The sequence below is a fragment of the Mesorhizobium sp. M1217 genome, from assembly GCF_040318275.1.
Lineage (GTDB): Bacteria > Pseudomonadota > Alphaproteobacteria > Rhizobiales > Rhizobiaceae > Mesorhizobium.
Map to the genome: position 1 here is coordinate 1 of NZ_JAMYMA010000017.1, position 12,574 is coordinate 12,574.

The following is a 12,574-nucleotide window of genomic DNA, read 5'->3' on the forward strand; positions in this document are numbered from 1 at the left end:
GCGAGACGCCGGAGTTCCTGGCCATCGCGGCACGGGTGCGCGACGGGCTGAGGGCAGGGCACAGCTATGATGATTGAGCGGGATGAGGGTCCTCCTCTCCCCGTTGGGGAGAGGAGGGCGCCAAGCGCCCGAGGATCGCTAGATGGACTCGTTTCGCGACAAGATCGTTCCCGTGACCTCGATCCTCCTGGGCGTGGTCGTCGTCTGGTACGTCATGGCCGTTGTCCTCAACGCGCCGTTCCAGCGCGATCTCGACCGCCGCGCCAATTTGACACCGGGCATTGTGGAATTCATCGGCAAGACGCTGGCACAACCGAAGCCGACGCTACCGGCGCCACACCAGGTGGCGGTGAATTTTTTCGAAAACACCTTTTTGCGCAGCATCACCTCGAACCGCAGCCTTGTCTACAATGCCTGGGTGACGCTGTCGTCGACGCTGCTCGGCTTTGCCTTCGGCACAGCGCTCGGCATCGTCATCGCCGTCGGCATCGTGCATGTGGCGACGCTCGACCGCAGCATGATGCCGTGGATCATCGCCTCGCAGACCATTCCGATCCTGGCGGTGGCGCCGATGATCATTGTCGTGCTGGCGGCGGTCGGCATCACCGGGCTGATCCCGAAAGCGCTGATCTCGACCTATCTGTCGTTCTTCCCGGTGGCGGTTGGCATGGTGAAGGGGCTTCGCTCGCCCGAGCTCACCCATCTCGACCTGATGCATACCTATAATGCCAGTCCCTCGCAGACCTTCTGGAAATTGCGGGTGCCGGCCTCGGTGCCGTTCCTGTTCACCTCGATGAAGGTGGCTGTCGCCGCCAGCCTGGTCGGCGCCATTGTCGGCGAGCTGCCGACCGGCGCCGTCGCCGGCATCGGCGCCAAATTGCTCGCCGGCGCCTACTACAGCCAGACGATCGACATCTGGTCGGCGCTGGTCGCCGGCTCGGTGGTGGCGGCGCTGCTGGTTATGCTGGTCGGCATTGCTGGGCGCCTTGTCGACCGCGCCATGGGCGGGAGGCCGGCATGAGCTCGCTCCTGAGCCTTTCCTCAATCACCCCCCGATCCTGGCAAGGATATGCCGCGCTTATCCTGCTTATCGGCGCGCTGCTTCTTTGGCCGCTCGTCAGTGCTACGCCCGGTTACGGCATGGCGACTACGGTTTTGATTTTCATTTTGCTGCTCATCGCAATCGAGGCCGACAACTTTCCACCGATGATCGGGGTGGTGTTGCTGTTCCTTGGCGCGCACGGCGCGGCGTGGATGTTGCTCGCCGGCATAACCGGCAATGAGGGCAGCGCTCGTGGCTCCTTCTATCTGCTGCTCGTCGCGGCGTGGTTTTTGGCCTGGCGCTGCGTAACGGTCTTGTCGTCGGTTCGCCCGACGTCGCGCTGGGCGTCAACCGCCTTGCGCCTGATCATTCCAGCCATCTTCGGCGCTTGGATCCTGATCATCTGGGAGGCGGTGACGCGTGGCGCCGGCATTCCCTTCATCCTGTTGCCGCCGCCAAGCGCCATCGGTGCACGCATCGTCGGCTCGCTGCCGGTGCTGGGGGCCGATGTCAGGCAGACCATCTTCAAGGCGGTGATCTTCGGCTATGTCGTGGGCAGCAGCGCCGGCTTCCTCGTTGCCATCGCCGCCGACCGTGTGCCGTTCCTGCGGCGCGGGCTTTTGCCGATCGGCAATATGGTGTCGGCGCTGCCGATCATCGGCGTCGCGCCGATCATGGTCATGTGGTTCGGCTTCGACTGGCAATCCAAGGCAGCCGTGGTCATAATCATGACCTTCTTCCCGATGCTGGTGAACACCGTCGCCGGGCTTACCGCCTCCGGCCATATGGAGCGCGACCTGATGCGCACCTATGCCTCGAGCTACTGGCAGACGCTGTTCAAGCTGCGGCTGCCGGCGGCGGCACCGTTCATCTTCAATGCGTTGAAGATCAATTCGACGCTGGCTCTGATCGGCGCCATCGTCGCCGAGTTCTTCGGCACGCCGGTGGTCGGCATGGGATTCCGCATTTCGACGGAAGTCGGGCGGATGAACATCGACATGGTGTGGGCCGAAATCGCAGTTGCAGCACTTGCGGGTTCGGTCTTTTATGGCGTGGTCGCTCTTTTCGAGAGAGCAATCACGTTTTGGCATCCCTCTGTCCGTGGTGGATAGGGGCGGTGGGTTTAGGGCGCTAACTTCAGAGGGTAAAAACATGAAAAGACTTGTTGTTTCGATGCTGGCCGGCGCGATGTCGCTTGCCGCGTTCCAGGCGGTGGCCGCGGACAAGGTGACGCTGCAGCTGAAATGGGTCACCCAGGCACAGTTCGCCGGCTATTATGTCGCCAAGGCCAAGGGCTTCTATGACGCCGAAGGCCTCGACGTCGACATCAAGCCCGGCGGCCCGGACATCGCACCCGAGCAGGTCATTGCCGGCGGCGGTGCCGACGTCATCGTCGACTGGATGGGCGGCGCGCTGGCTGCACGCGAAAAGGGCGTGCCGCTGGTCAACATCGCCCAGCCGTTCAAGAAGGCCGGCATGGAGCTGGTCTGCCCGAAGGACGGCCCGATCAAGACGGAAGCCGACTTCAAGGGCCATACGCTCGGCGTCTGGTTCTTCGGCAATGAGTATCCTTTCTATGCCTGGATGAACAAGCTTGGCCTCAAGACCGATGGCGGGCCGGACGGCGTCACTGTGCTCAAGCAGAGCTTTGACGTGCAGCCGCTGATCCAGAAGCAGGCGGATTGTATCTCGGTGATGACCTATAACGAATACTGGCAGCTCATCGACGCCGGCTACAAGCCGGAAGAGCTGACCGTCTTCAACTATTCCGCCATGGGCAACGATCTGCTCGAAGACGGGCTCTATGCGTTGGAGGACAAGCTCAAGGATCCGGCCTTCGAGGACAAGATGGTGCGTTTTGTGCGCGCTTCGATGAAGGGTTGGAAATACGCTGTCGACAATTCCGACGAGGCGGCCGGCATCGTCATGGACAATGGCGGCCAGGACGAGAACCACCAGAAGCGGATGATGGGCGAAGTCGCCAAGCTGATCGACAATGCCGATGGCAAGCTCGATCCGGCGACGTACGAGCGCACCGCGAAGGCGCTGCTCGACCAGAAGATCATCAGCAAGGAGCCTACCGGCGCCTACACGACCGCGATCACCGACAAGGCCATCAAATAGGGGCTGTCAAACCGGCTCCGTTGGAAACCGAAAGGGGCGGGCGACCGCCCCTTTTTAGTGGGATGTAAAATGAACGTTACCGGTGGAAACATCCGCTCGCAAAATCGTTGTGCCGGTGCATCCGCCTCAAGGGTGTCACAACGGAGGTTTCCATGCGCATCCAGTCCTTCACGCCGATGCTTTCGGCGCTGGCCATTTCTGCAGCCATCTTCTCTGCTTCACCGGCCCTGGCCGAAACTATAAAGATGACGGCGACGCTCGATGGTGCTCAGCAGAACCCGCCCGTCACCACGAAGGGCAAGGGCACCGCCACGCTCAGATTCAACACCGCCACCAAGAAACTCAGCTGGACGGTGAGATATTCCGGCCTCAGCGGGCCGGCGAAGGCCGCACACATTCACGGCCCGGCGGCAGAGGGTCAAAACGCCGATCCAGTGGTGCCGTTCGAAGGCAAGCTGAAGAGCCCGATCAAGGGTTCGGCGACATTGACCGATGCCCAGGCCACCGATCTTGAGGCGGGCAAATATTACGTCAACATCCACACCGCGGCCCACGCCGACGGCGAGATCCGCGGCCAGATCGAAAAGGTCAAATAGGCACATCAAGACGACAAAAACAGGGCAACCACCCTGTTTGTCAGGCCTTGTCGCGAATCTGGGTCATCGTGCGGGTCGGCGTGATGGCTTCGGGGTCGAGCCTGATCTCGACGATCGACGGCTTGCCGCTAGCACGGGCGCGCTCGAAGGCCGCCGCGAAGTCGGCGGTCTTTTCCACCGTCTCGCCATGGCCGCCATAGGCACGGGCCAAAGCAGCAAAGTCGGGGTTTTTCAGATCGGTGGCGACGACACGGCCCGGATATTCGCGCTCCTGATGCATGCGGATGGTGCCGTAAATGCCGTTGTTGACGACTATGACGATGATCGGCAGCCCGTATTGCACGGCGGTGGCGAATTCCTGCCCGTTCATCAGGAAACAGCCGTCACCGGCAAAGGCGATCACGTCGCGGTCGGGGAAAAGCTGTTTGGCGGCGACGGCCGCCGGCGTGCCGTAACCCATCGAGCCGGATGTGGGTGCTGCCTGCGTGCCGAAACGCCGGAAGCGATGGTAGCGATGCACCCAGGTGGCGTAGTTGCCGGCGCCATTGGTGAGGATGGCGTCGTCCGGCAGCATCGTTTCGAGATAATTCATGATCGGCCCCATCTGCACGGCGCCGGGGCCGCTCTCCGGAGGCGTCGACCAGTCGAGATAGGCGGTGTGCAGCTTCGCTGCCTCCGCCGCCCACACCGGCGTTGCGGCCGGCTTGCGTTTGGCAAAGGCTTCGACGAAAGCGGCAGGCGAGGTATTGATCGCCAGCGCCGGCCGGTAGACGCGGCCGAGCTCGCCGGCGTCGGCATGGATATGGACCAGCGTCTGGTCGGGGTAGGGGCTCTTCAGCAGCGTGTAGTCGGATGACGGCATCTCGCCCATGCGGCCGCCGATCAGCAGCACAAGGTCGGCCTGCTTGATGGCGGTTGCCACTTTGGGATTGATGCCGATGCCGACATCGCCGGCATAGTTCGCGTGGAGATGGTCGAACAGCATCTGGCGGCGGAAGGAGCAGCCGACCGGCAGCGACCAGGCTTCGGCTATCGTCCGCATCCGTGCAACGGCCTGCGCATCCCAGCGCGTACCGCCAAGGATGACGAACGGCCGCTTTGCCTTGTTGAGCAGCTCGTCCAGCGCGTCGAGCTCGGCTTCGCCAGGCCGCGTCTCGACAGGGGTGTAATGCCGGGCTTCCGGTGCCTCGGCAAGGCTGGTCAGCATGTCCTCGGGCAGCGAGATGACGACCGGGCCCGGGCGGCCGGACGTCGCCACTGCAAATGCCCGTGTGACGAATTCGGGGATGCGCGCGGCGTCGTCGATCTCGACCACCCATTTGGCGATATCGCCGAAGAACCTGACATAGTCGACCTCCTGGAAGGCCTCGCGCCCCTTGGCGTGGCTGGCGACCTGGCCGATGAACAGGATGAGGGGGACCGAATCCTGCATGGCGATGTGGATGCCGGCCGAGGCATTGGTGGCGCCTGGGCCGCGGGTGACGAAGCAGATGCCGGGCCTGCCGGTCAGGCGGCCATGGCAGTCGGCCATCATTGCGGCACCGCCCTCCTGGCGGCAGACGATGGTGCGGATTGGCGAATCATGCAGCGCGTCGAGCACCGCCAGATAGGATTCGCCGGGCACGCAATAGATACGGTCCGTTCCGTTGGCTTCGAGCGCATCGACGATGAGTTGTCCGCCGGTCTTCATTTTCCTGACCTCTCCAGTTCGGCAAGGATTTCTTCGGTGTGTTCGCCGAGACGCGGCGACGGCCGTTCATAGACCAGCGGCGTGCCGGACATGACCATCGGCGCGCGCACCGAGGGCAAGAGATTGCCATGGCCGTCATCGAGGTCGAGCCGCATGCCGCGCGCGATGGTCTGCGGGTCGGCAAACATCTGGCCGATATTGTTGATCGGGCTGGCCGGCACGCCGGCTGTCTCCAGCCTGGCCAGCAGCGGGTCGCGATCGAAGACCTTCAGCGCCTCGACCATGTGCTCGCGCAGCTTTGCCCGGTTGGCGACGCGGGCGGGATTGGTGGCGAAGTCAGGGTTCGAAGCCAGCTCATCGAGGCCGACGGCAGCGCAAAACTTTGCGAATTGGCCGTCATTGCCGACCGCCAGGATGATGTGGCCATCTTTCACCGGCACCACCTCGTAGGGCGCGATGTTCATATGCGCATTGCCCATCTGCACCGGCGATTGTCCGGAGACGAGATAGTTGAGGTTCTGGTTGCCGAGCGTTGAGATCTGGGTGTCGTAGAGCGCCATGTCGATATGCTGGCCTTCGCCGGTCTTCTCGGCGTGGCGAAGTGCCGCCTGGATGGCAACGACCGAATAAAGCCCGGTGAAGACATCTGAAATAGCCACGCCCGCCTTCTGCGGTTCGCGGCCGGCTTCGCCGGTGATCGACATCATGCCGGCCATGCCCTGGATGATGAAATCATAACCGGCGCGCGGCGCATACGGTCCCGACTGGCCAAAACCGGTGATCGAGCAATAGATCAGCCGTGGGTTGATTTCCCTCAGGCTGTTATAGTCGAGGCCGTATTTCTTAAGTCCGCCGACCTTGAAGTTTTCGATCAGCACTTCCGAGGTCGCGACCAGCCGGCGCACCGTCTCGGCGCCCTCGGGCGTCGAGAAGTCGATGGCGATGGAGCGCTTGCCGCGGTTGCAGGAATGGTAATAAGCGGCCGAAAGGTTCTCGCCATCATGGCCGATGACGAAGGGCGGTCCCCATTTGCGGGTGTCGTCGCCGCTGTCCGGGCTCTCGACCTTGATCACGTCGGCGCCGAGGTCAGCAAGCAGCTGCCCGGCCCATGGCCCGGCGAGGATGCGTGCGAGTTCGATGACGCGGATGCCTTTGAGCGGAGGCTCAGTCATGGATCACCGTGGTTGGCCGAAAGCGCAGGCTTAGATGTTTTTTGTGCATGTCGTTATCCCAAAACCGCTGCGCACCCTCGGGTCGAGCCCAAGGGCATGCTTTGGGCGACATCCCACTATCAATCCCGGGTGCCGCTGTCACGGCCCTTGCAATGGGCCAAGTATCAAGGCGCCCTCAGCACGCGATCGGCCCAAGCGGCAAAATCCTCCATGATGATGTCTCGATTGACCTCGTTCAGGCTCTCGTGGCGGGTTTCGGCGTAAACCTTTGAAACGAGATTCGAAAAGCCCAGCATGTGCATCCGGCCGGCGAGATGGCTGACCGCCTTGCCGCCGTCCGAGGCCGGATCCTGCCCGCCTCCGACCAGATTGACGAACAGGTCGCGCCGCACGCCGGAAAAATTGCGGTCGCGGCCGCAATGCAGCGTCATCTTGACGATGTCCTGCCACATCGACACCGATGCGTCCCAGCCGCAGAGCGGGTCGGCGATGTATTTCTCGACTTCGGCGGCATCGCGCGACAGCCAGTCGAAGGGCGTCCGGCGATCGGGCACTGCCTTGCCCCAAGCCCGGAACGTCAGCCGGGGCAGCATGCGCGACGGCACGTCTGAGCCAAGCCGGAACTTTTCCCAGGCAAGCATGCCCAGCGCGATTTGGCCGAGCAGTCCGGCAGAGAAATTGCCGTTCCAGATCGCGGCGGCATGGATGCGCGCCGAGTTGCGGAGGACAAAGTTCAGAGCGACCGACGCGCCCAAGGAGTGACCGAAGGCGATGACCGGCAGGCCGGGCTGTTCCCTGGCGATCAGATCATGGACGGCAGCGACATCGGCGATGACCTTGGCACCTCCATCCGCATCGGCGAACCTGCCAGGTGGCGCGTCGGGCGCCTTGGTGACGCCGTGGCCACGGTGGTCGTGCGCGTAGACCTGGTAGCCGCGCGCGCCGAGGAAATCGGCGAAGCGGGCATAGCGCGCCGCGTGCTCGGCCAACCCGTGATTGATCTGGACAATGGCGCGCGGCTGGCCTGTGGCGTGTTTCACATAAAGGTTGAGCTCGGCGCCGGTCGGCGATGCCAGCATCCTCTGCTTGTCAAATGGCATGTCTCGCTCCCGTCGGCGACTGTTGGGCGACGCAGCGATCGACGTCAAGAGACGTAGGGTACCCATTCGACGCTAGTTGACAGTATGCTGTCAATATGATTACATGACAGCATACTGTCAATTGGCCAGCAGATTGGGGGTATGACTATGAAAACCACCGGGGCCATTTCGCGGCGTGCAATCTTGCTGGCGGGCTTCGCCTTCACGACGGCCACCCTGTTGCCAGGGATTGCTGCGTTCAGTCAGGAAACCAGGGAGATGACCCATGATGACGTCCACCGTTCCAGGCCCGCAAGGCCAGCTTGCCACTTATAGGATCAACGCCGGCAATGGCCTGCCGATCCTGTTCCTGCATGGAGATTGCAGCCGCGCTTCCCACTGGGACCGGGTGATGCAGCTCTCCGTCGAAGGCCGCGAGGCGGTAGCCTTCGATTTTCGCGGCCATGGCGCCTCCGCGCCGGCGCAGGACGGTGACTATGGCTATGACGGCCGTGCAATGGATGTCGGTGCCGTGGCCGACGCGTTTGGCCTGAAGCGGTTTCTCATTGTCGCGCACAGCGGCGGCGGTGGTGTGGCGCTCGCTTATGCCGCCAGCCATGCCGACCGGGTCGCAGGTGTCTTGCTCGTCGACCCGGCGACCAATCCTCGTGCGCTGCCGCAGGCGATTCGCGACGGCTTTGTCCGCGATCTGGCCGGTCCGCAAGGCCGCGATGTCCTGAACGCCTATTACACGTCGATTGCCGGCCCTAACGCGGCTGTTCGCCAGCGTGTTCTGGCCGATGTGGCAGTGGTCGATCCGGCGGCGAGGGCAGGTGTCGGCAAGGCACTGGCCGAATGGAACCCGGAGCCGGCACTCAATGCGTATCGCGGGCCTATGTTCGTATTGGCTACCGAGGCCAGTGACACTCCAGCCGCGCTCTACCGGCTGCGCACGGACATTCCGCGCCAGATCGTGGCGGGCAGCGGCCATTGGGTGATGCTTGACAAGCCCGAGGTCGTAGCCGAAGCCGTTAATAATTTCGTCGCGACCATCGAGGCCGGCCAGAAATGACGACCAGGACCGAAGCGGCAAATGTGTTCACGGAACTCGTGCTTGCCGTGTTCAGGATGAACGGCAGTTTTCTGGATGCGGCCGACCGGCTGGCCGCTCCAACCGGGCTGACGGCAGCGCGCTGGCAGGTTTTGGGTGCGGTTTTGAAGGAGCCGAAATCCGTGGCCGACGTCGCCCGCGACATGGGTCTCGCCCGTCAGAGCGTACAGCGGCTGGCCGACATACTGGCTGCGGAGGGGCTTGCCGCCTATGCCGACAACCCAGCGCATCGCCGCGCCAAGCTGTTGTCGATAACCGATGCCGGCCGGGCAGCGGTCAAGAATATCGGCACACGCCAGCATGTTTGGGCGAACCGCGTTTCGGAGGGTATGGACGCCGACGCGCTAAAAGCCTCGCTTGATCTGCTGCGCACCTTGACAGAACGCGTGGAGGCGGGCGGATCCTGATCGACCACACGGGAACCGTCTCAATGCGCTGGCGATTGTTTTTACGGCCGACGAAAGAAATCGTAATTCTGACATGTCGCAAGTTCTAGCTTGCGGCGTGAATACGAGGAGTGCCGGAATGCGGATTTGGGCGATATGGGGGGCGGTGTTTCTTGCGTTTGCTGGCGCAAGCGCGGCGCGGGCCGATGTGAAGATGACCGGCTCTTTCGTCGCCGATGCCGCCTGTCCGGCAACGCAGGCGATCAAGAGCGGCAAGAATCCCCGCAACGTCTCGACCGCGGCTGGCCAGAGTTACGATCTGCTGGCCGGCAACAAGGACGCGCCCACGCACTATCTCATCCGCGTTCCGGGCGCCGATCCGGAGCGCCGCTGGGTTAAGATCAGCTGCGGTCACGTTTCGGGCGGCAGCGCGTCGACGATACCGGCTGCACCGGCGCCTGCCGAGCCGAACAAGCCATCGGCGTCCGGAAAGCCGGAATATGTCTTCGCGCTGAGCTGGCAGCCGGCTTTCTGTGAGACCAAATCCAGCAAGACCGAATGCCGGGCGCAGACCGCCGCCGGTTTCGATGCGACCCACTTCACCTTGCATGGGTTGTGGCCGCAACCGAATGGAAATTTCTATTGCCAGGTCGCGGCAAGCGACAAGGCGAACGACGATCCGGCACATTGGCGGGATTTGCCGCCGGTCACGCTGGACCCGAATACGCGATCGGAACTCGACCAGGTGATGCCGGGCACCGCATCCGCCCTCGAAAGGCATGAATGGATCAAGCACGGCACCTGCTACGGCAAGAGCCAGCAGGAGTATTTCTCCGACGCTTTGAACCTGATGCAAGCGGTGAACGCGTCGCCGGTGCGCGATCTCTTCACCAGGAACGTCGGCAAGCAGCTGACATCCGATCAGATCCGCAGCACCTTCGACAGCGCCTTCGGCAAAGGCGCGGGCGACCGGGTCCGCGTATCCTGCGTGGTCGATCCCTCGAGCGGCAGGCGGCTGATCGACGAGCTGACGCTCGGCCTGGCCGGCCCGATCGCTTCGAACTCTTCGCTCGGTGCGCTGCTGCTTGCCTCGGCACCGACAGCCAAGGTGGGTTGTCCGAAGGGTACCGTCGACGCCGTCGGGTTCCAGTAGACAGGCCGAACGCGACTGTCGCCTTGCGCCGGGGGTGGTATGGTCTTGAAGGCACACATTCGTAGGGGGTGGCGATGAGTGGCATGACGAACGGGGCGCTGGCGCGGCTGGCGTTCTGGGCCAGGGGCATGACGGCGATCCGAGACGGCCATATGGAATGGCCGGGCTTTTCCTACACCGAAGTGGAGTGGGCGCGCATGACCACGCTGGCCAAACCGATCGGCGGCGGCACCTACCAATTGTTCACGCTGGTCAACGCGGCGATCTTCATCGCAATCGCCGCGCTCGGGATCTTCTGTGTCTTCCTGCCGCTGGCGACGCTGCTGTTCCCGGTACCACCCGAAACCAGTGCGCTCAAGTTTTCGCTGCTCCTGGCGGCATGCGCCTTGCTGATCATCGGCATCGGCTTGCCGATTTCGCTGCGTCTCTCGACCGCGCTGGTCGCGCCGAAGGCAATGCGGGCCGCGCTTGTCGCCGTGCCCGGCGACCAGATGCTTGCGGCAAAAGTGTCATGGCAGATCAACCGGATCACGCTCGTGCTTTGCGGCCTGCTGGTGCCGGGCATTCTTCTGTTCATCGCCTACGACATCGATGCCGGCCCGGTCATCGCGGCAATGAAATGGCTGGCGATCGGGTTGATGGCGGTTTCGGTTGCGATCGGCGCATGGCAGCGGCGCAAACAATCCTGATTGCGCCAATCCGAGACCAGAGTGAGAGTTACGCGCCGGCGCTGCGCTCCGGCCTGTTCCATGTGTTGCGCCCGTCTGCTTCGTTGCCACCCGGTTCGCCGACAACGCGATCGCGTCCGGTCGATTTGGCCTTGTAGAGACGCTGGTCGGCCAGCGCAAAGAGATCGGCAAGGCAACGCGTCGTCTCGCTGACCGTCGAGATGCCGGCGCTGACGGTGATGTCGAACCGGCTGGTGCTCGCAGACGTCTTGACCGCTTGCCTGACGGTTTCGCCCAGCAGTCTGGCGAGCGGCTGTGGACGCCAGCAGAGGATGGCGAATTCCTCACCGCCGATCCTGAACAATTGATCTTCGGTCCCGACAAGTTCGCCAAGCAAAATCGCCAGGGCTTTCAGCACCTTGTCGCCCTCGGCGTGGCCGAAGCGGTCATTGATCGATTTGAAGTGGTCGACATCGATGATCAGCAGGCTGAGCGGCTTGGCGGTCCGTAGGCTGGTTGCCACGGAGGCCTCGCCATCGCTGTCGAAGCGACCCCTGTGCAGTAGGCCGGTGAGGCCGTCGCGACCGACGTGCTCGATCAGCGCCTCATAGCGCTCGCGATAGGTCAGCGTGTCGAAAATGTCGGAAAGCCCGCGCGGCGCCGGCACCTGCCGCGCCTCGAACCATCTGATGTAGGCGACCAGCATGGTGCTGTAGACCAAGGCCGCTGCCACCTTGGCGAACCAGCCGCCGAAGAACACCGCGACCGGCGCCCCGGTGACGAAATGCAGCGCCGTGAAAAAGCCTGCCTGGTCGAAGGTGAGCACGCACGCGACGGAGACCAGGATGCGCGTGAAAAGCGCTTTGCGCAGATATTTGCCGAGCTTTTCATAGAGCAGGATGATCAGGATGGCGTCGACGAACAGCAGCGTCGTGCCCCACACCATCAGCCAGCCCATCTCGTCGATGAAGCCGATGTCCGGAAGCTTGCCGTCGGGCAGCGGTGCGATGTCGTGCAGGCGCAGGATCAGCACGAGCCCGATCATCAGGGCATTGCCGAGCAGCAGGCCGTAGATGGGCTGGCGGACGGTTGCCGCGTCCTCCTTGATGTAGAGCAGGAGAAGCATGACCAGCTTGCCGGAAAACAGCACAGCCGAACCCGGCGACACCATGCCGAACGGCAGCGCGACGTAGAAGACGCTGGCGAGGTAGGTTTCCAGGAAATGCATAACGCCAAGGGCGCAGACAAAGACGCCGAGGCCGATGCGGCCTCTGAACCGGAAAAGCGTGACCATGATGCCGAAATAGAGAACCGCTTCGGCAAAAAGCAGGAAACTGTTCAGCACGGCCCGATCTCTCTCCCCGAAATCGCGGCTGCCAGCGATTTCCCATCCAAACACTGTTTTGACGCGGAATGGTTAACCGGAGCTTTCGCCCGGGCGCCGGCACGAAATGAAGCGGCTAAGCGTTCGCGGTGCGACCAATTCCGCCTGGGACCAAAACTGTTTGCCGTTCGGGGCCGCATCGCTTACATAGCCCCCAACTTCCATTCAA

12 protein-coding genes are annotated in these 12,574 nt (G+C 63.0%); 8 read left to right on the forward strand and 4 right to left on the reverse strand.

Annotation, left to right across the window (positions count from 1 at the left end; translation table 11 throughout):
* The first annotated feature begins 142 nt into the window (after positions 1–142).
* The 4 genes from NKH37_RS25000 (at position 143) to NKH37_RS25015 (ending at position 3,762) form a co-directional block, all read left to right on the forward strand.
* A complete protein-coding gene (locus tag NKH37_RS25000) occupies positions 143–1,021 on the forward strand; it encodes an ABC transporter permease (RefSeq protein ID WP_352482952.1) in 879 nt (292 codons plus the stop codon).
* The gene (locus tag NKH37_RS25005) at positions 1,018–2,154 is read left to right on the forward strand and encodes an ABC transporter permease (protein WP_353003384.1); all 1,137 of its coding nucleotides are present in this window, start codon (positions 1,018–1,020) and stop codon (positions 2,152–2,154) included. Before NKH37_RS25000 ends, NKH37_RS25005 begins: the two co-directional genes overlap by 4 nt.
* Before the next feature lie 40 nt (positions 2,155–2,194).
* On the forward strand, positions 2,195–3,166 hold the full coding sequence (locus tag NKH37_RS25010; protein WP_353003382.1) for an ABC transporter substrate-binding protein: 972 nt from the start codon (positions 2,195–2,197) through the stop codon (positions 3,164–3,166).
* A 152-nt stretch (positions 3,167–3,318) separates the two neighbouring features.
* Positions 3,319–3,762, forward strand: coding sequence for a CHRD domain-containing protein (locus NKH37_RS25015; RefSeq protein ID WP_352495157.1), 444 nt, complete (start codon positions 3,319–3,321; stop codon positions 3,760–3,762).
* Between the two features lie 40 nt (positions 3,763–3,802).
* Here the strand turns inward: NKH37_RS25015 and NKH37_RS25020 are convergent, their stop codons facing one another.
* The 3 genes from NKH37_RS25020 to NKH37_RS25030 form a co-directional block, all read right to left on the reverse strand.
* Positions 3,803–5,452: a thiamine pyrophosphate-binding protein gene (locus NKH37_RS25020; protein ID WP_023720843.1), complete on the reverse strand. Its 1,650-nt coding sequence runs from the start codon at positions 5,450–5,452 to the stop codon at positions 3,803–3,805.
* Complete coding sequence (locus NKH37_RS25025) at positions 5,449–6,624, reverse strand: CaiB/BaiF CoA transferase family protein (protein ID WP_353003380.1); 1,176 nt, start codon at positions 6,622–6,624, stop codon at positions 5,449–5,451. The genes NKH37_RS25020 and NKH37_RS25025 overlap by 4 nt, the downstream gene beginning before the upstream one ends.
* 164 nt (positions 6,625–6,788) lie before the next feature.
* On the reverse strand, positions 6,789–7,724 hold the full coding sequence (locus NKH37_RS25030; RefSeq protein ID WP_352482958.1) for an alpha/beta fold hydrolase: 936 nt from the start codon (positions 7,722–7,724) through the stop codon (positions 6,789–6,791).
* 265 nt (positions 7,725–7,989) lie between these two features.
* On the opposite strand from NKH37_RS25030, the gene NKH37_RS25035 reads away from it, so the two are divergent.
* The 4 genes from NKH37_RS25035 (at position 7,990) to NKH37_RS25050 (ending at position 11,042) form a co-directional block, all read left to right on the forward strand.
* The gene (locus NKH37_RS25035; RefSeq protein WP_023720840.1) at positions 7,990–8,775 is read left to right on the forward strand and encodes an alpha/beta fold hydrolase; all 786 of its coding nucleotides are present in this window, start codon (positions 7,990–7,992) and stop codon (positions 8,773–8,775) included.
* Positions 8,772–9,221 (forward strand): MarR family winged helix-turn-helix transcriptional regulator, encoded by a 450-nt coding sequence (locus NKH37_RS25040; RefSeq protein ID WP_352482959.1) that lies wholly within the window; start codon positions 8,772–8,774, stop codon positions 9,219–9,221. The genes NKH37_RS25035 and NKH37_RS25040 overlap by 4 nt, the downstream gene beginning before the upstream one ends.
* A gap of 118 nt (positions 9,222–9,339) precedes the next feature.
* The gene (locus NKH37_RS25045; RefSeq protein WP_352482960.1) at positions 9,340–10,353 is read left to right on the forward strand and encodes a ribonuclease T2 family protein; all 1,014 of its coding nucleotides are present in this window, start codon (positions 9,340–9,342) and stop codon (positions 10,351–10,353) included.
* Between the two features lie 74 nt (positions 10,354–10,427).
* Positions 10,428–11,042: a hypothetical protein gene (locus tag NKH37_RS25050; RefSeq protein ID WP_352482961.1), complete on the forward strand. Its 615-nt coding sequence runs from the start codon at positions 10,428–10,430 to the stop codon at positions 11,040–11,042.
* Between the two features lie 28 nt (positions 11,043–11,070).
* Here NKH37_RS25050 and NKH37_RS25055 read toward each other — a convergent pair whose 3' ends face one another.
* Positions 11,071–12,366 (reverse strand): GGDEF domain-containing protein, encoded by a 1,296-nt coding sequence (locus tag NKH37_RS25055; protein WP_353003375.1) that lies wholly within the window; start codon positions 12,364–12,366, stop codon positions 11,071–11,073.
* Positions 12,367–12,574 lie beyond the last annotated feature (208 nt).

Bases quoted from the DNA above. Each gene is read 5' to 3' on its own strand.
- NKH37_RS25050 (WP_352482961.1), top strand. From the start codon at position 10,428: ATGAGTGGCATGACGAACGGGGCGCTGGCGCGGCTGGCGTTCTGGGCC.
- NKH37_RS25045 (WP_352482960.1), top strand. From the start codon at position 9,340: ATGCGGATTTGGGCGATATGGGGGGCGGTGTTTCTTGCGTTTGCTGGC.
- NKH37_RS25005 (WP_353003384.1), top strand. From the start codon at position 1,018: ATGAGCTCGCTCCTGAGCCTTTCCTCAATCACCCCCCGATCCTGGCAA.
- NKH37_RS25035 (WP_023720840.1), top strand. From the start codon at position 7,990: ATGATGACGTCCACCGTTCCAGGCCCGCAAGGCCAGCTTGCCACTTAT.
- NKH37_RS25010 (WP_353003382.1), top strand. From the start codon at position 2,195: ATGAAAAGACTTGTTGTTTCGATGCTGGCCGGCGCGATGTCGCTTGCC.
- NKH37_RS25040 (WP_352482959.1), top strand. From the start codon at position 8,772: ATGACGACCAGGACCGAAGCGGCAAATGTGTTCACGGAACTCGTGCTT.
- NKH37_RS25030 (WP_352482958.1), bottom strand. From the start codon at position 7,724: ATGCCATTTGACAAGCAGAGGATGCTGGCATCGCCGACCGGCGCCGAG.
- NKH37_RS25025 (WP_353003380.1), bottom strand. From the start codon at position 6,624: ATGACTGAGCCTCCGCTCAAAGGCATCCGCGTCATCGAACTCGCACGC.
- NKH37_RS25020 (WP_023720843.1), bottom strand. From the start codon at position 5,452: ATGAAGACCGGCGGACAACTCATCGTCGATGCGCTCGAAGCCAACGGA.
- NKH37_RS25015 (WP_352495157.1), top strand. From the start codon at position 3,319: ATGCGCATCCAGTCCTTCACGCCGATGCTTTCGGCGCTGGCCATTTCT.
- NKH37_RS25000 (WP_352482952.1), top strand. From the start codon at position 143: ATGGACTCGTTTCGCGACAAGATCGTTCCCGTGACCTCGATCCTCCTG.